Raw genomic sequence first — 19,348 nt, 5'->3', positions numbered from 1 at the left:
CGCGCGCAGTGCGCGCTGCGGTAAGGATGGCGTTGTTCGTCGCGGCCATGAACGAGGTATCCGTCAAGACGCGCTCGACGATCCTGGAAAAGCGCGCGAAAGAACAAATGACGAACTAAAATTTCGAGGCAAAGTTCTGCGATGAGCCGCGGCAGGCGGCGTAGAGGCGACCGGTCGGAATGATTGGCGCCGTCCAGATTCAATCGAGGTCGTCGCAGCTAAGGCATGTTTGTGGCGGTATCCGCTGATGCCGCCATTTCGCATTTTACGAGACGCGCCGGTTCGCGTCGGCAACATTGAGAGGAGATCATGCCCACCGGAGATGGCAGTTTGAGCGATATTCTCGGAATCGTGTCCGTTCTCGTGCTGGTGGCTGCGAACGGGTTTTTCGTTGCAGCCGAGTTTTCATTGGTTTCCGTTCGCAGAAGCCGAGTGACAGAGCTTGTCGCCTCCGGCCGGATAAATGCAGGCGCCTTGCAGCGCGCAGTCGGAAATCTTGACGCTAATCTCGCGGCGACCCAGCTCGGCATCACAATCTCCTCGCTTGCCCTCGGCTGGATTGGCGAGCCGGCGCTGGCGCATCTCATCGAACCTTTGCTAATAGGCCTGGCGGGAGCGTTCGCCGGCGCGGCCTCTCACGCTGTCTCCGTCGCAATCTCCTTCGTCATCATCACCGCATTGCACATTGTGCTTGGTGAACTTGCGCCGAAGAGCCTCGCGCTTCAACGCAGCGAAGCGACGGCGCTTTGGGTGGTGCGTCCGCTCGCATTGTTCCTGTTCCTCCTGCGGCCGGCAATTGTTTTGCTCAATGGCCTCGGCAACGCGGTGCTCCGCCTGTTCGGTCTGCGCCCAGGCGCTGGCGAGGAATCGCTGCACTCGCCGGAAGAGCTGAAGCTGCTGGTCGCGGCGAGCCAGGAAGGGGGCCTTTTGCATCGGGCGCAGCAGGAAGTGGTCGAGAGGGTTTTCAATATCGGCGACCGCCGGATCAGCGACATCATGACCCCCCGCCGCGAAGTCGATTGGATCGACGCCGATGATGATCGTGAAGAGATCCTGCGAACCATTCGAGAATGCCGCCACGAACAGCTGCTGGTGGGCCGCGGCGATATAGACGAGCCGACGGGCCTGATTTTAAAAAAAGATCTGCTCGATCAAGTTCTCCGCGGAGAGACGCTCGATCCAATGGCGGTCATCCGTGAGCCTCTCGTCGTTCACGAGGCGACATCGATTTTCCGAGTGTTGGAGCAATTCAAGAAGGCTCCGGTGCGCCTCGCGGCGGTCGTCGACGAATACGGAAGCCTGGAAGGAATTGTCACGCAAACTGATTTGCTTGAAGCGATCGCTGGCGATCTGCCGGACGTCGAGGGCGAAGAACCGGACGTCGTGGAGCGCGACGACGGCTCCCTCCTGATCGACGGCATGATGCCGGCTCACGACGCTTTCAGCCGGCTGACCTTGCGGGCGCCGCCGGGCGATGCTGATTTCCACACGATCGCCGGTTTCGCGCTCTCTCAATTGGGGCGCCTTCCAGAAGTCGGGGAGCATTTTGACTATAGGGGCTGGCGCTTCGAGATCGTCGACATGGACGGCCGACGGATCGACAAGCTGCTCGCGCAACGGACCGCTTCTCTAGGCGCGCCAAAATAGCCTCCGTGCGCAGCCTGACTGCAAAAGACAAACGCCTGATCCGTTGGGGACCAGACGTCGCGCATGCGGTCTTTCAGACCTTAAGCAGCGCTCACCCCTTCGGCTCGGCCTTGCTGAACAGGAAAGGCGCGACGTCGCGCACGCCGGGCGCCCTGCCGACGGCGTAGGGCATCGGGCGGCAGACCGCCATGGCCGAGAGGCCGACGCGGGCCGTCAAGAGGCCATTGAGCACCCCCTCGCCAAGGCGGGCGGAGAGCTTCGCGGCTATGCCATGCCCGAGCACCTGCTGCACGATGCTGTCGCCAGCCGCCATGCCGCCGGTGATCGCGATATGCGCGCCGATCGAGCGCAGCACTTTGAGAAAACCGAGGAGGCCCGGCCGTCCGCCATAGATCGTCGAGATGCGCCGGATGAGACGGATTGCCTGCGCGATCACGAACACGACGTCGATGATCGCGCGCGGCGCGATCGCCGTCACCATCGAGACCCGCTTGGCCGCGCTGGCGATCTCCCGACGCACTTCGAGATCGAGCGGATGGATCAGCGTGCGCTCGGCGATGTCGATGAGGTCGCGGCCGTCGACGATGTCATGGGCGAGTTCGCGTAACTGGTCGCGGGCGAGCGCGGTTTCGGCGCGCGCGGCGTAAAGCGCGCTGAGTTCCTGCACGAGGCGGCGTGCGTCTTTGAAGTCGTCGGTCTCGCGCGCTTTGGCCAGGCCGATGTGCAATTCGGCGATGCGGCTCTGGCGCAGCACGCCCGCGGCCTCCCGGCCGGCGAGAACGAGGAGCGCGAGACCGGCGAGCGCGGCGAGGCCGAGGCCGACGGCGCCAAGCAAGGGCGCCTGGGCGAAAAGATCATCGACAAGATGGTTGAGCCAGAGGCCGAAGCTCAAGGTGACGAGGCCGCCGGCGGCCGACCAGAAGAGGCCGCCCCACGACAGGAGCCAGGGCCGCGCGAGGCCCTTTTTCTGCGCGACCTCGACGGCCGCTTCCTCGGCATTGCCGCCGGCCTCCGCCATCGCCTCCTCGACTTCCGCCTCATAGGGGTCCCGCGTCGGCTCGATCAGCACCGGCGCGCGCGGATTTTCAGTCTCCGCGCTCGATTCGAGATTGAGATCTTGCAGGCGAAACGCGCGCGGACGTTTGGAGTCAGGCTGCATGGAGGCGCCCTTCGTGAATGAGCGTCACGTCAGTTTATCCCCGAGAAGGAACTGAAGCGCGCGATCCAGACGGATATGGGGTGGCGGAAGCAGAGATCCATCGGCGGCCCGCGTCGCGACTGGAGGGCGAAAGCGCACGAAGCGATAATCGATCTCATGCGCCAAGGCCGGGCGGCGGGGATCATGCGCGGGATCGCGAAAGACGGCGCGCGGATCGGCCGGAAGCTCGCCCGGAAAGATCGCCGCCTCGGTCTTGCCGTCGAAAAGTTCATCGCCGATGCGTTCGCCATCGAGCGGGACGCCGATGACCGCTTCGAGCGCGGGGCCGCCATGGCCGTTGACCCTCGCCTCGCGCGTCGCGCGCACCGCCGCGAGCGCGATGACATCGACTTCCGCGCCGACATTTTCAACGCGCGCAATGGCTCTCGCGGTCAAATGGTGCAAGATCGCCTCCAGCCTGTCATGGCTGGTGTGATGCAGGTGATCGGCCTTCGTCGCGGCGAAAAGAATTCGATCGATCTTCGGTCGGAAAAGCGCTGACAGAACATTGCCGCGACCGGCGCGGAACGCGGTCAGCACATCGCCGAGCGCGAGTTCAAGATCACGCATGGCCGCAGGTCCCGCGTTGAGCGCGGCGAGCGCGTCGACGAGGACGATCTGCCGGTCGAGTCGCGAAAAATGGTCCCGGAAGAAGGGCTTCACCACATGCGCCTTATACGCCTCATAGCGCCGCTCCATCATGGCGGCGAGAGAGTCGGGCGCGAAAATGTCGTTTGGCTCGATGGCGAGCGGGGCGAAGGTCAGCGCCGGCGAGCCGGCAAGATCGCCCGGCATCAGAAACCGTCCGGGCGGCAGGCTCGAAAAATTATATTCCTCGGCGCGGCAGGCGCGCAAATAAGTGGTGAAAAGCTCGGCTGCGCGGCGTGCGTCCTCCTCGTTGAATTTGGCCCTGGCGTCTTTCAGGGCCGCAAATCCGCGCCATTGCGCGGAGAGAGGCGCGCGGGCGGCGGTGGAGGCGGCGGCGAAGGATTCCTTCGACCATTGTGCGAAGGACTTCGAAAGCAGCGGCAAGTCGAGCAGCCACTCGCCCGGATAATCCACGATGTCGAGCGTCAGCGCATGGCGGCCGGGGCGCAGACCGGCCTTTTGCTGATATTCGAGGCGAAGGCGCAGCTCCGAGATGCGGCGCGTCGACTGCGGCCAGCGGCGCGCCTCGACGCGCCCATCGGGGCCGGCTAGCGCCTCCATGTGATCTTCATAGGCAAAGCGCGGCACATTATCGTCCGGCTGCGGCTCGAGAGCGCCGCTGATCAGCCGGCCTTCGGCGTGGACGCGAAACACCGGCAGCGGATTCTTGCGCCCGCGAAGGCTTGGGCTTGTCGCTTTGGTGAGATGTTCGATCAGCGCCGTAATGAAAACGGTTTTGCCGGCGCGTGACAATCCGGTGACGCCAAGCCGAACATGCGCGCCCGCCGACAGATCAACAAGGCTTTGCGCGACGGCCCGCGCTTCAAACAAAATATCGGAAAACAGGGGCAAAGGATAATCCGGCTGGCTTTTTGAAAACTCGGCTCCGGCGCGCCGCACGCAGATGGGACAAACCAAACGCAATCGTTTGAATCAAGCCCCTTTGCGAGGATCAAACGGGTTACCGCGCCGGATCGCCAGGGGTCTTGGCGACGGCGCGGGTCTCCCGGTCCCGTCGCGCTTCCGCCTCGATCGCCGCCGTGATGAGATCGATGCGCGCCGCCAGAGGGCCGATTTCAACCCTCGCCATGTTTTGCATGAGCCGCGACAGGCTGGAAAGGGGCGTCCCATCGGCGGCGAACAACTGTAAGTCATCATCCGGGCTCGCGACGACGCCCTCGATGGCGCGAAGCGCATATTGACGGATGCGCGCGGTCTCGTCGATGCAGCTCGGGCCTGGCAGAAGCGGAGCGAGGTCCGGGGCCTCGAGCGCGGCCAGCCTGACGGGCGCGCGCGACGGCAAATCCTGTTCGCCCATGCCGACGGCAATCTCGGGTGCGGCCATCAGTCTGACCGGCCTGTCAGCCACGACCGAACGCCGAAGTTTTGGCGCCGGAAGGGTTGCCGATCCTTGCGCCAGCCTGGGCGCGGCGAAGCCTCGACGGTGCGAGGCTAGCCAGCGCGCTCGCAATGTATTTGCTATGCCGCGGGTCGTCAGCGCGCCAAGCCGAATGGCGCCGCCCCGGCCTCGAGCGGCGCTGACCCCGCCGCACTGAGCGGGCGCCCAGCGAGAGAGAATCGCTTGGGCCGAGCGACGATTATAGACCAGATAATAGCGCCGCAGCAGCATCGCTGCGACGACCGCTCCCTCCGAAGCGGAAGCAAAGGCGACATGGCCCTCGGAATCGGCGGCGATCTCTCCCGCCCAGCCTGCTCTTTTGACGCACCAATAATTGTTGAGCTTTACGCAGCGCGGCGTCCCCAGCCGATCGTCGGCGATGACGTCGGCGAGAGATCGCGGGGACGCGTCGAGGCTGCGCGCCGCCTCCCAACGCCAATTCGATACAGCCCGTTCAACGGGAAGAAATGTGACGCGAGAGATAGCGAGGGCCGACATTTTCTCCATGCTCGTCCATGTCCGAGCGGCTCCGTTCGCGTCTGCTTCAATATTGACCGAGGCCGTTGAACCGAGCACAAGCGCAACAACGCCGAACAGTTCCAGAAGCATGAGCCTGTCCCCTCAGCGGGCCGCAAACCGGCCTGGCTTCTATCCGCCGATTGTCGTTGACGTCTGCGTAGCGCTGAAGCGCCGCCCCGTCACTTTTCCAAGGTGGCGAGTGTCACAAAACGTTCGAGGCGACCTCGGGCGTGATTGGCGTCGCTCCAGTCGATCGGAGCCAAATCTATCACGGCGAGGCAGGGAGCTGGAAATTGCGCGCGCAATCTTGCAAGATCCGCTTTATTTCCTGCTTTCGAGAGGACGTTGGCGGCTTCGGCGAAACCCGGATTATGCCCGATCATCAGAAGTGTGTCGATGTTTGAGGGCGCCTCGGAGAGCACCGCAAAAATCGTCTCCGCGCTCGCGTGATAGAGCGCCGGTACGGTGACATAAGGCAGGTCTCGGCCAAGGCCACGCTCAATTTCCTGGAGCGTTTCGAGCGTTCGTTGCGCCGGAGAGACAAAAACCAAATTTGGCGCGAGAGCCGCCGATCGGAGGTAGGCCCCTATTCTAACAGCAGCGCTGCGGCCCCCCGGCGTCAGCCGCCTGTCAATATCTCTTCTGCTAGCCGACGGCGCAGCTTCGGCATGACGAAGGAGGAGGAGCCGAGGCATGCGAAGCGGAACTCATCTGGAAATTATGCCGGAGCAAGGTTCACCTCTGGCATGCCTTTATGACATATTAAAGAGCCCGCCCATCACACTTTAAAATGAGGGTCGCCCGCGTTTTCGCAGTGGCCGGCAGGCGGTCGCTCGAGCGTCGGCCTTTCATGGATTGCGATAAGTCTGAGACAAGCGCTCGACGTTCGCCGCCGCCTTTTCACCGGCTTCCTCCACGGTCCTTACCCCTGAATCCAGCGATTTCGTCCAGAGCTGCGCATAGGTCTTGCTCATTTCGAGCGGAAGCGAGGTCATCAGCTCGCTGAACTTGCGCGTATGTTGAGACAGATGCTCGAATGCCTCCCTCATGAAATTGGTTTGAATTGTGAGGATTTCTGACAGGCCTCGGGCGTTGCGAAGCTTTTCGATCGTATCGGTTGTATGCTCGATTGATTGGCGCGACATTTCTGCGATTTCAGCTGCGAAGGCCTGCAGATTTTTCGTCGTCGACGATAGGGTGCTCGCGCTGAGATCAGCCGCCGCATTAGCGTCCTTAAGATTGATGTCGGACATGATCTCCCTCCATGGGCCATCAAGCCATAGAACCGCTCACTCAATGAGGAGTTGCATCGCGCCGACATTAATTGAGCAGGCCCAGCTTTCAGGCGGCGGTTTGAGCCGCCTGAAGGGCGTCCCCGATAGCGGCCAATGCCGCATCGACGCCGGCGCCGTCCGGGCCCCCCGCCTGCGCCATGTCGCGCCGGCCGCCTCCGCCCTTGCCGCCCAGCTTTGCCGCGGCAAGCCGAACGAGGGCGACCGCATCGAAACGATCGACGAGATCCGCGGTCACGCCAACGACGATTCCGGCCTTGCCATCATCATCCACGCTGGCGATCGCCACGACGCCAGAGCCGACGCTCTGCTTTGCTTCATCGGCCAGCGATTTTAGATCTTTCAACTCGATGCCCGTCACCGACCGTCCAAGGAACGTGACTCCGCCGATGGATTGAGCGCGATTTGACTGACTCGCATTTGCGCCGCCCATCGCCAGTTTCTTGCGGGCCTCGGTCAGCTCGCGTTCGAGCTTGCGCCGCTCGTCGATGAGCGACGCAAGGCGTTTGACGGCGTCCTCCTCTGGCGCCTTGAGGAGCCCTGCGACGTCATGAAGCCGATGTGCTTGGGCGTTGAGATGACGTCGCGCGCCATCCGCGGTCTTGGCTTCGATGCGCCGCACGCCGGCGGCGACCGCCGACTCGGATACTATGGTGATGAGTCCGATGTCGCCGGTCCGGGAAACGTGAGTGCCGCCGCACAATTCGACCGAAAAGGCGCGGTTGGCGCGGCCCTCGCCGTCATCTTCGCGGTCCTGCGCGTAACCCATCGTCACGACGCGAACTTCATCGCCATATTTTTCGCCGAATAGAGCGCGCGCGCCTGAATGGATCGCGTCGTCGACGGCCATCAACCGCGTGACGACGGGCGCGTTCTGAAGAACCGCGCGGTTGGCGATATCCTCCACGCGGCTCAACTCGGCCTCCGAAATCGGCTTCAGATGCGCGAAGTCGAAACGAAGGCGATCTTCCGCGACGAGCGAGCCTTTTTGCGCGACATGATCGCCAAGCACGAGACGCAGCGCTTCGTGCAACAGATGCGTGGCCGAGTGATTAGCGCGGATCGCCGTGCGGCGGGCGTGATCGACTGCAAGTTCGAGAGCAAGCCCCGGATGAATTTCGCCGGCCTCGACGACGCCCTCATGCACGAAAAGATCGCCGAGTTTCTTTTGCGTGTTCGTCACCCGGAAGCGCACGCCGCTGGCGCGCATGACGCCGGTGTCTCCGACCTGTCCGCCCGACTCGCCATAGAAAGGCGTCTGATTGAGGATGATCGAACCAGTCTCGCCAACGCCGAGGCGATCGGCTGGCAGCCCATTCTTGACGATCGCTGTGACGACGCCTTCGGCCCGCTCCGCGTCATAGCCGAGAAAATCAGTCGCGCCGGCTTTCTCCTTGATGGGGAACCAGATATTTTCGGTGGTCGCCTCGCCGGAGCCGGCCCAGGCTTTACGGGCCTCAGCGCGTTGACGCTCCATAGCGGTGTTGAAGCCTTCGACGTCAACGCTGAGCGAACGCGCGCGCAGCGCGTCCTGGGTCAGGTCGAGGGGAAAGCCGTAAGTGTCGTAGAGCTTAAAGGCGACCTGGCCGGGAAGGGCCGCGCCGCCCGGAAGATCGCGCACCGCTTCATCGAGAATTGAAAGACCGCGTGCAAGCGTATCAATGAAACGCGCCTCTTCGAGGCGGAGCGTTTCGACGATCAGCGGTTCGGCGCGCAAGAGTTCTGGATAGGCTTGCCCCATCTCGCGCGTCAGAACCGGAACGAGGCGCCACAATAGTGGTTCGCGGGACCCGAGGATCTGCGCGTGGCGCATGGCGCGCCGCATGATGCGGCGCAGGACATAGCCGCGTCCCTCGTTCGACGGTGTAACGCCGTCGGCGATGAGGAAGGCGCAGGCGCGCAAATGGTCGGCGATTACACGGTGACTGGCCTTTTGCGGTCCGTCCGGCTCAACCCCGGTCGCATCCGCGATGGCGTTGATCAGGACGCGGAAAAGATCAATGTCGTAATTTGACGTGACGCCCTGGAGCAGAGCCGCGATGCGCTCGAGGCCCATGCCGGTATCGATCGAGGGCCGCGGCAAATTGATGCGCTCATCTGGCCCGATCTGCTCGAACTGCATGAAGACGAGGTTCCAGAATTCGAGAAAGCGATCGCCGTCTTCGTCGGGACTGCCGGGAGGGCCGCCCTGGAGCTTGTCGCCCTGATCATAGAAGATCTCGGAGCAGGGGCCGCAGGGGCCGGTGTCGCCCATCGCCCAAAAATTGTCGGAGGTTGCGATCCGAATGATTCTTGAGTCCGGAAAGCCCGCGATCTTCTTCCATAACGCGAAAGCTTCGTCGTCGGTATGATAGACCGTGACGAGAAGCCGGTCCTTCGGCAGGTCGAATTCTTCCGTAATCAATTTCCAGGCGAGTTCGATCGCGAGCGGCTTGAAATAGTCGCCAAACGAAAAATTGCCGAGCATTTCAAAGAAGGTATGGTGCCGCGCGGTATAGCCGACATTATCGAGGTCATTGTGCTTGCCGCCGGCGCGGACGCATTTCTGCGCGCTCGCGGCGCGCGTATAGGGACGCTTTTCGAGGCCGGTGAACAGATTCTTGAATTGAACCATCCCCGCATTGGTGAACATCAGGGTCGGGTCATTGCGCGGAACGAGCGGCGAAGATGGCGCGATCTCATGACCATGCCGCTTGAAAAACTTGAGGAACCCCGAGCGGATCTCGTTCACGCCGTTCATTTGCTTTTCCGTCTTAAGCCTTTGCGTTCGCGCGCAGCAGCTCTCCATGAATTGGTGCAAAATGCGTGGCGCGACGGCAAAACGCAAGTCGCGGCGACGCGCCTCAAGGCGCGGCCGGCGCCATCGTCAAATGCGCCGGAGGCCGGCTTCGAGCCGCAGCATCGCCAGACGTACGCGAAAGACCAGAAGCACGGCTTGTTCCTGCGCCGCGATCATGCTCGAGAACCGGCCGATCGCAGCGGAGGCATAAGAGGCCGGAAAGCGTCATTCCTCGCCGCCGTCGGCGACGTCCAGAATCTTGTCGGCGATCATCCCCGAATTCTCACGAATGGCGAGCTCGATCTTATCGGCGATCGCCGGATTGGCTTTCAGGAAAGTCTTGGCGTTCTCACGGCCTTGCCCAAGCCGTTGGCTGTCATAGGAGAACCAGGCTCCTGATTTCTCTACGACGCCAGCTTTCACGCCAAGATCGATCAGCTCGCCGATTTTCGAAATGCCCTCGCCATACATAATGTCAAATTCGACTTGTTTGAAGGGCGGCGCGACCTTGTTCTTGACGACCTTGACGCGCGTCTGGTTGCCCGTCACTTCGTCGTGATCCTTGATCGATCCGATGCGGCGGATATCGAGCCGGACCGACGCATAGAATTTCAATGCGTTGCCGCCTGTCGTCGTCTCGGGGCTGCCATACATGACACCGATCTTCATGCGAATCTGATTGATGAAAATCACCATCGTTTGCGAACGCGAGATCGACGCCGTGAGCTTGCGTAGAGCCTGACTCATCAGGCGCGCCTGGAGACCTGGCTGGCTATCGCCCATTTCCCCTTCGATTTCAGCGCGGGGGGTCAACGCCGCGACCGAATCGATGACCAGCACGTCGACCGCCCCCGAGCGCACCAGCGTATCGGTAATCTCCAGCGCCTGCTCGCCGGTGTCTGGCTGGGAAACCAGAAGATCTTCGAGATTGACGCCGAGTTTTCGCGCATAAATGGTGTCGAGCGCGTGTTCCGCGTCGACGAAGGCGCAAACGCCGCCCTTTTTCTGGGCTTCGGCGATGACATGCAACGTCAGGGTCGTTTTTCCGGACGATTCAGGACCATAGATCTCGATGACCCGCCCGCGCGGCAGTCCGCCGACGCCAAGGGCGATGTCGAGACCGAGAGAGCCCGTCGGCACGGTTTCGATTTCGACGACTTTCTGATTCTTGCCAAGCCGCATGATCGAGCCTTTGCCGAAGGCGCGTTCGATCTGTGACAGGGCGGCGTCAAGGGCCTTGGTCTTGTCCACGGACGATCCTTCTACGAGGCGGAGATTGGCTTGACTCATGTGATTGATCCTTCTGACACAGGCTAGGCGAGGAGTGCAATGCGATCTGCGTTGCTATCGAATGTACTGTATTTGTTCTCGTTCGCAAGTTCTTTTTATGTTCTAATGATCCAGCATATTTCTCAGCCTGTGACGTCCTCGGCAGAGGGATATGCAATTGGCGGCTGTGGAAAAGCACAACGCGAGATAGAAAAACAATCGTGTGACGGGTCGCGTCGCCCGCCCGGCGGGACAAGCCAAAAGTTTGGCTATGGTTAACGCCATGCCTCGAGGCCGCGGTGGGCCGGATGTTTCGCCCTTTTGCAGCTACCGTGCGGGTAGGGCACGGCAATTGCTTTCTCACCGCACGTCAGCCAAATCCCGAGAGCGCGCGCGATTCCATGTCAGAAATCAGCCAACCGTGGAAGCTTCGAGCCAACAATATCGCCCAAATGGACAATCTGATCGATTTCGGGGACGTGCTGCCTGAGGTGAATGAGATCCTGCAGCGCGGCGTGTCGCTTTACCGGCGCGATCCGGTCGGCGCTGACCTTGCCTTTCGCGAGGCGCTTGCGCTGCGGCCCGATGCTTTGCCGAGCTATCTGTGCCTTTATAAAATCCATACCTATCAGGGTAATCTCGACGAAGCGCTGGCGATCGCCGAGGCCGGGCTAGAAGAGGCCGCGCGTCAGGCAGGATTGGACGCCGATTGGACGCTCTGGAGAAGCGGCCAGATCTCTTCCGACGTCAATGGGCCAGGCCATTTCGCGCTTTATACGTTGAAGGCCCTTGCTTTCATCCATTTGCGCCGTGACGAGAAAGCGAAATCGCAGCGCTATCTCGACAAGATCTCCGAGCTGGGCGCGATGGAGCTGGTGGGAGGAACCGTCATCGCCGCTTTGGCGGCTGCGGTTGACTAGAACAGGATCAGTTGACGCGATTGACGCGCTGGAAAGTGAAACAGATCACCGCCTCTAGCGCTGACTTCGCAATCGCTAAAACAAGAAAGCAAACGCTAAACCAGGAAAGGATGTATGGAGACGATGCAAACGACATTCATTCGAAGCACTTCGGACGGACGCAAAGTGGAAGTGATCGGCGCGCTGATTTGCATTGACGGCAATCCTGTCGCCGATCAACTGGTCGAGGTCAAGGAGCATCCAAACAAGGCGGCGATCCTGCATGCGCTTCCGAACGCGGCCTATATGGCGGGCCCGATCGTTCTGACCGTCGAGGAAGGCTCGCTCGTTCGCGGCGCGCTCGCCGCCGCGAAAACCGCCGAAACCGATCCGGTCGAGATCGAAAAGCGCTTCCGCGGCGCCTGGAACGCGCGCAGCCGCGAGGCGGGCATCGAGTAAGACGTCTTGGCCGCGAGCGCGGCGTTCAGCTCGCCGCGGCTTTGACCGCCTCGATCAATTGCTTCAACGAGAAGGGTTTCGGCAGAAAGCCGAAATCCTCGCCCTCGGGAAGGTTTTTGGCGAAAGCTTCCTCGGCGTAGCCGGACACGAAGATGACTTTCGCCTTGACGCCGCGCTTGCGCAATTCGCCGAACATGGTCGGCCCGTCCATCTCGGGCATTACCACATCCGAGACGACGAGATCGATTTTTCCCTGATTCTGCTCAACGATGTCGAGCGCCTCCAGACCAGAGGCGGCTTGCAGCACGCTATAGCCGCGTGAAGCGAGCGCGCGGGCGCCGAAAGCGCGGACGGCCTCTTCGTCCTCCACGAGGAGAATGGTGCCGTGTCCGGTGAGGTCGGCCGCGGGCTTTGCCGGCTCGACCGAAGGCGCGGCCTCATGCGACTCGGCGACATAGCGGGGCAAAAGGACGGTGAAAGTGGCGCCCTTGCCGGACATGCTGGAGCAAAAAACGTAACCGCCGGTCTGCTTCACGATGCCATAGACCATGGCGAGGCCAAGGCCGGTGCCCTTGCCGACTTCCTTCGTCGTGAAGAAGGGCTCGAATATCTTGTCTTTGACTTCGGGCGGGACGCCGTGTCCGCCATCCTCGACTTCGATGGCGACATATTCGCCCGCAAGCAGCGAATTCTCTTCAAAAGACGCGCATTCGTCGGGCATGACGTTGCGGGTTCGTAATAAAATGTCGCCGCCCCCCGGCATCGCGTCGCGCGCATTGACGATCAGATTGACGATGACCTGCTCGAATTGATTGAGGTCGGCTCTAACGAGCCAGAGGTCGCGGCCGTGCCGCAACTCGAGGTTGATCTTTTCGCCGACGAGCCGGCGCATCAGCATTTGCAGATCCGAGAGCACGTCGCCGAGCTGCAGCACCTGCGGGCGCAGCGTCTGGCGGCGCGAGAAGGCGAGCAGCTGCCGCACCAGCCCGGCGGCGCGGTTGGCGTTCTGCTTGATCTGCATGATGTCGCGGAAGGAGGGATCGGTCGGCCGATGATTGGCGAGCAGCAAATCCGAATAGCCGATGATGGCCGTCAGCACATTGTTGAAATCATGCGCGACGCCGCCGGCGAGCTGGCCGATCGCCTGCATCTTCTGCGATTGCGCGAAATTGTTCTGCAAGGTGCGCTGTTCGGTGGTGTCGAGCGCGTAAATGGTCGCCCCGGCCCCGTCTCGCTCGTCGGACGCGGAAATGAAGAGGCGGGCGGAGCGGTCGCCGTCCCCGGCCAGCGCGACGTCGACGGGGGGAATATCGGTTTGTGACCCGGCGGCGGCGGCCAGGGCCGTTTCGAGCGCGTTGCGGTCGCGCTCCAGAATTCCGGCATAGATTGAGCGTCCAGCTCCGACATCGGCCCATTTCAAGGCTTCGGGCATCAGCCGGGCGAAAGCGGCGTTGGAGCGCACGATGCCTCCGTTTGCGTCCAGAATAGCGATCGCCATGGGCGTCGAATTGAAAACCCGCGCGAAGCGGACTTCCGCCGCTCGCAGATCCTCGGCCGGCTCCTCGCCTGGCGCGCGGTTTAGCACGAGGGTGCGCGAGGGCCCGGCGGCTCCGTCACTCCCGAAAGCGACGCGATGCAGCAGGCGGACGGGCAGGCTCTGACCGCCGCGCCGTTTCAGATCGAGGTCGAACTGTTCGGTGCGCACCTCGCCCGCGCCGCCTGCGATCGAGGCAATCAGCGAGGCGCCGTCGCCGGCGAGGAAGTCCGCAAGCGCAAGACCACCCGAGCCGACCTGCGCGAGATCATAGTCGAGCCAGGCGGCGAGGGTCGCGTTCATATAGGAAACGGCGCCGTCGCGATCGCAGGAAAAGAACCCCGCGGGCGCATAATCGAGAAAATCGATCGCGTGCTGCAATTCCTGAAAGACGTTCTCCTGCCGCTCGCGCTCCCGGGTGACGTCTGCGACGGTCCAGATATTGGCGCGCCTCACGCCTGCGAAAGGCAGCGGCCGGACCTTGATCTTGTACCAGCCGACGCGTCCGTCGCCGCTGAGCGGCGGACTGAGGCGCAGCTCCTCGACATTGGGCTTGCCGTCGCGCGCCGCCTGAGCAAGCCGGTAGATGGCTTCGGACACGTCTGGCGCGCCGGAAAAAAGACGCTCCACGGGGCGCAGATCGGCCGGATTACGGGCGCCGGACAGGTTCATGTAAGTCTCGTTGGCGTAAATGATCTTGCCCGGGGCGTCGGTTGCGATCAGCCCTTCCTGGTTGCCGTCGCAAATCAGCTTTGTGATGTCGTTTTTGGCGGCTTGCCCCGCGAACTGAAGAAGACCGACCGCGAAAGCGAAGACGGCAAAGACGCCGACGACCGCGAGCGCCGCGAGGAGGCCCAGCACGACATTTCCGGCCTCGTCTTTCGGCAGGAACGAAAAGAGCGCCGCCGCTCCTGCGAGAAACAGAGCGAAAACCAGGACGAGGGCGGGGCTGCCTGCGCGCTCGGTCCTCTCGAAGGCGGCGGGAATCGGCTGGTCGGTCATGGCTGTTTGTCCGGCGTAGGCAAAACGCGAATCAGACCCCGCCGCGCCCCGATTCCCGCCGAGGGGCGAAGCGCGGAGGGAGGCGAGGCCGCTTTCGCGCCGGCGTCCTGAAGTCCGCTCGCCGCCGCAAGCTCGGGCGCTCTATCGTCAGGCGCGCTTCGACCGCGAGGATGCAATTCCCGATTCGCGTTGGCAATCGCATCCAGGAAGATTTCCTCAATAAACGTCTCGCACAAGAATGTCATGATATTACAGCGCATCAAAGCGGACGGCGTCCAGTCAACGCTCCCATTGCGGGAAGAAATCGCCGCCGCGGCGTGTTTTCGTTTGAAGGGAGTGGCGTCGCCTGCGTGAAAATCTTGCGAGCCTTGATCGAACGAGCCGCATTTTCTAAGGTGCGGCGTCATCTTGTGTTGCTCGCGCGCGATCGAACGAGTCACGATGCAGATTGTCATCCCATGTTTTCGAGCGAGCCCAGCTAATGCAGGCCATATTCGACAAGATGTCCGAGAATAAAAGTTTGACCTTCATCGCTGCGGCAATCGTTCTTCTGCTCGCTTTGGCGCTCATCCTCGTCGTTTTCCGGTTTGCCTATGGGCGTCGCGTGAAAATGCCGGGAGCCGGCAGGACGCGGCTTCCGCGGCTTGGCGTCGTGGACGCCTTCGACCTTGATCGTCAGCGTCAGCTTGTCATCATCCGGCGGGATAATGTCGAGCATCTGTTGATGATCGGCGGTCCGAACGATCTCGTCATCGAATCGGAAATCATCCGCGCGGAAGGGCGGGAGAGACCACGGGAAAAAGATCTGCGCGAACCGAAAGAGGCGCCGCAGAGCCAGGCGGCGGGCCAAGGTTCAGGTCCTGCCCCGGCGCCCGGCCCTCCGCCGTGGCAGCAACCCGAGCTTGAACCCGTGGCGGCGCGCGTCGCCTCGCGCGAGCCGTTGGGCCGCCGGGCTCCCATTCAGCCCGCCACGCCAATTCCGTCGCCGATCGCATCGGAACCCGAATCAGTTGCGCCGGCTCCCGCCGCAGATCAGTTCTCAGTTGCGCCGCCGTCCGTTCCGCCTGCTTCGCCGCCGCCTCCAGCATCGCCCCCCCGATCGCCGGCCTTTCCCCTTCCGCCCCGGCGAACCGCCCAGCCGCTCACGCCGCCGCAGCGGACGCCACGCGAACCTCTCCTGCGCCCAGACCTTGCCGCGCGCGGAGAGGGCGCCTCCGGGCCGGGAAGCGTTTTTCCGCGCGCGCCATTGGCGACTCCTTTCCTGCGGCCGTCGCCGCCGCGCCAACTAGCCGAGATGATGGCGAAGTCGGCGGCCGCATCGATCTCTTCAACGGCGGCGGCTCCGAGCGCACCCGCGGAGTCTCCTGCCGAGGCCGCGCCGCTCGCCGCCGAACCATTATCTGAGCCGCTGGCCACGCCCCCGGCGAACGGGGACGGCGCTGGAGATGAAACTGCCGCCGCCGCGCCGCCGGCCCCGATCGTCGAGAAATTGGAGCCTGCGGCCCCCGAGGCGGCGCAGACTGCGCCAGCCGAGCTTGCTATCGTCGCGGAAAAACCAGCGGATGATGTCGAGGCCGCGCTGGAACGCGGGGAGGAGTCCGAGCCGCAGCCGGAAAAGCCCGCTTCCTCGGCGTTCGATCCGATCGATTCGCTCGAAGAAGAAATGGCGAAGCTTCTCGGACGGGGACCCAGTCGTTAAGCCTCGGATTTCCAATCGGGCATCAATTTCGGGGGGGGGGGCGGCGATTCGAACTGCGATTACCGGACCTGAGCTTAGCTACCCCATGATCTCTTCAATCGAGCGGTGGCGGCGTCGAAGCTTGGCCGCCGCTTCTGGAGCATGATGATTCCTCAGGGGATCGATTCTGCTCGCTATTAGCTGTCGCGGTAGACGCGTTCGCGTTTTTCGTGGCGTTCCTGCGCCTCGACAGAGAGGGTTGCGATCGGCCGCGCATCGAGACGCTTCAAACCGATAGGCTCACCGGTTTCCTCGCAATAGCCGTAGGTTCCATCGTCCAATCGTCCAAGCGCCGCTTCGATCTTTGAAATCAGCTTGCGTTGCCGATCGCGCGCCCTGAGCTCAATGGCTCGATCGGTCTCCGAGGAAGCCCGGTCTGCGACGTCCGGGTGATTTTCATTCTCGCTTTGCAAGGCGACGAGCGTCTCGCGGCTTTCGCGTAGGATATCTTCCTTCCATGCCAGAAGTTTGCGACGAAAATACTCGCGCTGACGTTCATTCATGAACGTCTCTTCTTCAGAAGGTCTATAGGCGTCTTCGACCATTTCGGCAGGCACCGGAAAGTCTCCCCAAACCCAATTGCCAGCCTTATACCGATTGCGGCGCGCATATTCAATCGTAAGTCTCGCCCGCGTCTTGAGTTATTCCTTTTTGCGGGGGCGCCCTGCTTATGCGGCATTCACATCTGGGCGAGCGAATCGGATGGCGCCGGGGCAGCGCCTCTTCAAGTAAATGTCAAGAGATGATAATTGTACTGGACGCCTAGCGGCGGCGAGAGCAAATCCGGCCGCCGCCCTGGATAGACGAAGCGTTCAGACCTTGAGGGCGCCTGACATCGCCTTGCGCAAATTGTCGTCGACCTTGTCGAGGAAGCCAGTCGTCGAGAGCCACTTTTGCTGGGCGCCGACGAGGAGAGCGAGATCCTTGGTCATGTAGCCTGACTCAACCGTCCTGACGCAGACCTTCTCCAGTGTTTGCGCGAAGGCCGCGAGTTCGGCATTGTCGTCGAGCTTGGCCCGATGCGAGAGGCCGCGAGTCCAGGCGAAGATCGACGCGATCGAATTCGTCGACGTTTCCTTGCCCTGCTGATATTCGCGGTAATGGCGCGTCACCGTGCCGTGCGCGGCCTCTGCTTCCACAGTTCTGCCGTCCGGGCTGAGCAGCACCGAGGTCATAAGGCCAAGCGAGCCGAACCCTTGCGCGACCGTATCCGATTGGACGTCGCCATCGTAGTTCTTGCACGCCCAGACATAACCGCCGGACCATTTGAGCGATGACGCCACCATGTCGTCGATGAGGCGATGCTGGTAGGTAATGCCGGCCGCCGCGAATTTATCAGCGAACTCGGTCTCGAAAATCTCCTGGAACAGATCCTTGAAGCGCCCGTCATAGGCCTTCAGAATGGTGTTCTTCGTCGACAGATAGACGGGATATTTGGAGGCGAGGCCATAGTTTAGTGAGGCTCTTGCAAAATCGCGGATGGAATCATCAAGATTATACATCGACAGCGATACGCCAGCCCCGGGATATTTGTAGATTTCCTTCTCGATGACGGAGCCGTCGTCGCCTTCGAACTTGATCGTCAGGCGTCCCTTGCCCGGCACCCTGAAATCGGTCGCGGCATATTGGTCGCCGAACGCATGGCGCCCGATCACGATCGGCTGCGTCCATCCCGGCACCAGACGGGGAACGTTCTGGCAGATAATCGGCTCGCGAAAGATCACCCCGCCCAGAATATTGCGGATCGTGCCGTTTGGAGACCTCCACATCTGCTTCAGATTAAATTCTTTAACGCGCGCCTCGTCGGGGGTGATGGTCGCGCATTTCACGCCGACGCCGTGCGTCTTGATCGCGTTCGCAGCGTCCACCGTGACCTGATCATTGGTGGCGTCGCGATTTTCGATGGAAAGATCATAATATTCCAGATCGAGATCGAGATAGGCCAGAACGAGTTTCTCGCGAATGTAACGCCAGATGATCCGGGTCATCTCATCGCCATCAAGTTCGACGACGGGATTGGCGACCTTGATCTTGCTCATTATTTCGACCTTTTCGAGTTGAGTGCTGGAAATGTCCCGACCGTCTTTCGTCGCGTCTATTCGATGCGCTGAAAAAAGGACGGCTCGGTGGGGAGAAGCCGCGGTCTCATTTGGGCGCGTCGCCGCGCAGGGATTGGCCAAAATCCGGGTCGGCCTGGGCGCTGAGCGCCTCGAAGCTCGCCTGGTTCTGCGGCGTCGCCGCTTTGTAGGCTGCGAGGATCGCCGGCTTCTGCTCCGGCTGCAAAGTCAGGATCTGGCGCAAATCGCCTTTCATGAACTCCTGCAGGTCCCTGTCGAGCGGCTCGGGAGAAGCGAGCGCCTGCTCGATACGGGCCGCCGCGAGGGACGCGTTGTTTGGCGCCGTGAAATAGGACATTTGCAGCGCGATCATTCCCTTCGCCTCCGCGGCTTTGCCGGACCCGGGCGGCAGTTCGGCTAAAAGCAGCCATGCCGCGCCGTTGACGGGAGCCAGAGCGACGGCGGCTTCTGCATTGGCTTTTGCGCGCTGCAGACGCGCGGCGTTGGCCGCGTCAGGGCCGTGCGTCCGGTATAGCCAGATAAGATCCGCGTCGGTATAGGCGGCCTGCGCGAAAAGGTCTCCCCTGACGACGCCGAGCCGCGCCGCCCAGAGGGCGTTGTCGCGATAAGCCGCGGCGGCCGCCGCGCTCGTCCTGTCGAGCGGGAGGGCAATCGCCTGCGGCAGCAACAACGCGGTGACGAGCAGCCATAGGCCTGCGATCACGAGAACGCCCGAAAAGGCGAGAATGCCGATGCGCAGCCCGACCGGCTCCGGCAGGAAAAATTCGTCGTTCGCCTCAGGCGCGAACATGAAGCCCGGTCGGGGTGGTTCCAAACTCATCGATCACTCCCTCCTTGATCATTCGCGCGCAGACGAGCGGTTTGCAAGCCGGATTGCAACACAATAA

Annotated in this window: 15 protein-coding genes; 4 read left to right on the top strand and 11 right to left on the bottom strand. The window is 62.1% G+C overall.

The genetic code is table 11. The features are described 5' to 3' along the window. Window positions 1-309: 309 nt before the first annotated feature. Entirely contained in the window at window positions 310-1,647 is a 1,338-nt protein-coding gene (locus MPC4_RS02485) for a hemolysin family protein (RefSeq protein ID WP_174511121.1), read from the top strand. A 91-nt stretch (window positions 1,648-1,738) separates the two neighbouring features. Here the strand turns inward: MPC4_RS02485 and MPC4_RS02480 are convergent, their stop codons facing one another. The 7 genes from MPC4_RS02480 to recA form a co-directional block, all read right to left on the bottom strand. After that, complete coding sequence (locus MPC4_RS02480; protein ID WP_174511120.1) at window positions 1,739-2,806, bottom strand: YcjF family protein; 1,068 nt, start codon at window positions 2,804-2,806, stop codon at window positions 1,739-1,741. A gap of 24 nt (window positions 2,807-2,830) precedes the next feature. After that, window positions 2,831-4,345: a YcjX family GTP-binding protein gene (locus MPC4_RS02475; protein WP_174511119.1), complete on the bottom strand. Its 1,515-nt coding sequence runs from the start codon at window positions 4,343-4,345 to the stop codon at window positions 2,831-2,833. Between the two features lie 109 nt (window positions 4,346-4,454). After that, on the bottom strand, window positions 4,455-5,501 hold the full coding sequence (locus tag MPC4_RS02470) for a hypothetical protein (RefSeq protein WP_174511118.1): 1,047 nt from the start codon (window positions 5,499-5,501) through the stop codon (window positions 4,455-4,457). Window positions 5,502-5,590: 89 nt separating this feature from the next. Then, window positions 5,591-6,106 carry a SixA phosphatase family protein gene (locus MPC4_RS02465; protein ID WP_174511117.1) on the bottom strand — a complete coding sequence of 172 codons (516 nt, stop codon included), beginning with the start codon at window positions 6,104-6,106 and terminating at the stop codon, window positions 5,591-5,593. A 153-nt stretch (window positions 6,107-6,259) separates the two neighbouring features. After that, window positions 6,260-6,664: a phasin family protein gene (locus MPC4_RS02460; protein WP_134488731.1), complete on the bottom strand. Its 405-nt coding sequence runs from the start codon at window positions 6,662-6,664 to the stop codon at window positions 6,260-6,262. Between the two features lie 88 nt (window positions 6,665-6,752). Next, on the bottom strand, window positions 6,753-9,443 hold the full coding sequence (gene alaS, locus MPC4_RS02455) for an alanine--tRNA ligase (RefSeq protein WP_174511116.1): 2,691 nt from the start codon (window positions 9,441-9,443) through the stop codon (window positions 6,753-6,755). Window positions 9,444-9,707: 264 nt separating this feature from the next. Further along, the gene (gene recA / locus MPC4_RS02450) at window positions 9,708-10,772 is read right to left on the bottom strand and encodes a recombinase RecA (RefSeq protein WP_134488727.1); all 1,065 of its coding nucleotides are present in this window, start codon (window positions 10,770-10,772) and stop codon (window positions 9,708-9,710) included. 380 nt (window positions 10,773-11,152) lie between these two features. On the opposite strand from recA, the gene MPC4_RS02445 reads away from it, so the two are divergent. Both MPC4_RS02445 and MPC4_RS02440 read left to right on the top strand, forming a co-directional pair. Continuing rightward, window positions 11,153-11,671, top strand: a complete 519-nt coding sequence (locus tag MPC4_RS02445) for a hypothetical protein (RefSeq protein WP_174511115.1) — start codon at window positions 11,153-11,155, stop codon at window positions 11,669-11,671. 114 nt (window positions 11,672-11,785) lie between these two features. Further along, window positions 11,786-12,109, top strand: a complete 324-nt coding sequence (locus MPC4_RS02440) for a hypothetical protein (RefSeq protein WP_425312412.1) — start codon at window positions 11,786-11,788, stop codon at window positions 12,107-12,109. 25 nt (window positions 12,110-12,134) lie between these two features. On the opposite strand, the gene cckA is transcribed toward MPC4_RS02440, so the two are convergent. Then, window positions 12,135-14,645, bottom strand: coding sequence for a cell cycle histidine kinase CckA (gene cckA, locus MPC4_RS02435; RefSeq protein ID WP_174511114.1), 2,511 nt, complete (start codon window positions 14,643-14,645; stop codon window positions 12,135-12,137). Between the two features lie 481 nt (window positions 14,646-15,126). Between cckA and MPC4_RS02430 the strand changes: the two genes are divergently transcribed. Further along, complete coding sequence (locus MPC4_RS02430; RefSeq protein WP_174511113.1) at window positions 15,127-16,344, top strand: flagellar biosynthetic protein FliO; 1,218 nt, start codon at window positions 15,127-15,129, stop codon at window positions 16,342-16,344. A 176-nt stretch (window positions 16,345-16,520) separates the two neighbouring features. Here MPC4_RS02430 and dksA read toward each other — a convergent pair whose 3' ends face one another. From dksA to MPC4_RS02415, 3 genes are all read right to left on the bottom strand, one after another. Then, on the bottom strand, window positions 16,521-16,928 hold the full coding sequence (gene dksA / locus MPC4_RS02425; protein WP_134492411.1) for an RNA polymerase-binding protein DksA: 408 nt from the start codon (window positions 16,926-16,928) through the stop codon (window positions 16,521-16,523). 267 nt (window positions 16,929-17,195) lie between these two features. Beyond that, entirely contained in the window at window positions 17,196-18,422 is a 1,227-nt protein-coding gene (locus MPC4_RS02420) for an NADP-dependent isocitrate dehydrogenase (protein WP_174511112.1), read from the bottom strand. A gap of 106 nt (window positions 18,423-18,528) precedes the next feature. Then, entirely contained in the window at window positions 18,529-19,281 is a 753-nt protein-coding gene (locus tag MPC4_RS02415; RefSeq protein WP_174511111.1) for a hypothetical protein, read from the bottom strand. Between the last annotated feature and the right edge of the window lie 67 nt (window positions 19,282-19,348).

Origin of the sequence: Methylocella tundrae (assembly GCF_901905185.1) — a bacterium.
Taxonomy (GTDB): domain Bacteria; phylum Pseudomonadota; class Alphaproteobacteria; order Rhizobiales; family Beijerinckiaceae; genus Methylocapsa; species Methylocapsa tundrae.
The sequence above is the reverse complement of the archived record's forward strand: the minus strand, read 5'-3'. Positions and strand labels throughout refer to the sequence as shown.

Coding starts and splice junctions, on each gene's coding strand:
- MPC4_RS02445 (WP_174511115.1), top strand. CDS start 11,153: ATGTCAGAAATCAGCCAACCGTGGAAGCTTCGAGCCAACAATATCGCC.
- MPC4_RS02465 (WP_174511117.1), bottom strand. CDS start 6,106: ATGCCTCGGCTCCTCCTCCTTCGTCATGCCGAAGCTGCGCCGTCGGCT.
- MPC4_RS02460 (WP_134488731.1), bottom strand. CDS start 6,664: ATGTCCGACATCAATCTTAAGGACGCTAATGCGGCGGCTGATCTCAGC.
- cckA (WP_174511114.1), bottom strand. CDS start 14,645: ATGACCGACCAGCCGATTCCCGCCGCCTTCGAGAGGACCGAGCGCGCA.
- MPC4_RS02420 (WP_174511112.1), bottom strand. CDS start 18,422: ATGAGCAAGATCAAGGTCGCCAATCCCGTCGTCGAACTTGATGGCGAT.
- MPC4_RS02430 (WP_174511113.1), top strand. CDS start 15,127: ATGCAGGCCATATTCGACAAGATGTCCGAGAATAAAAGTTTGACCTTC.
- MPC4_RS02440 (WP_425312412.1), top strand. CDS start 11,786: ATGGAGACGATGCAAACGACATTCATTCGAAGCACTTCGGACGGACGC.
- dksA (WP_134492411.1), bottom strand. CDS start 16,928: ATGGTCGAAGACGCCTATAGACCTTCTGAAGAAGAGACGTTCATGAAT.
- recA (WP_134488727.1), bottom strand. CDS start 10,772: ATGAGTCAAGCCAATCTCCGCCTCGTAGAAGGATCGTCCGTGGACAAG.
- alaS (WP_174511116.1), bottom strand. CDS start 9,443: ATGAACGGCGTGAACGAGATCCGCTCGGGGTTCCTCAAGTTTTTCAAG.
- MPC4_RS02485 (WP_174511121.1), top strand. CDS start 310: ATGCCCACCGGAGATGGCAGTTTGAGCGATATTCTCGGAATCGTGTCC.
- MPC4_RS02470 (WP_174511118.1), bottom strand. CDS start 5,501: ATGCTTCTGGAACTGTTCGGCGTTGTTGCGCTTGTGCTCGGTTCAACG.
- MPC4_RS02415 (WP_174511111.1), bottom strand. CDS start 19,281: ATGAGTTTGGAACCACCCCGACCGGGCTTCATGTTCGCGCCTGAGGCG.
- MPC4_RS02480 (WP_174511120.1), bottom strand. CDS start 2,806: ATGCAGCCTGACTCCAAACGTCCGCGCGCGTTTCGCCTGCAAGATCTC.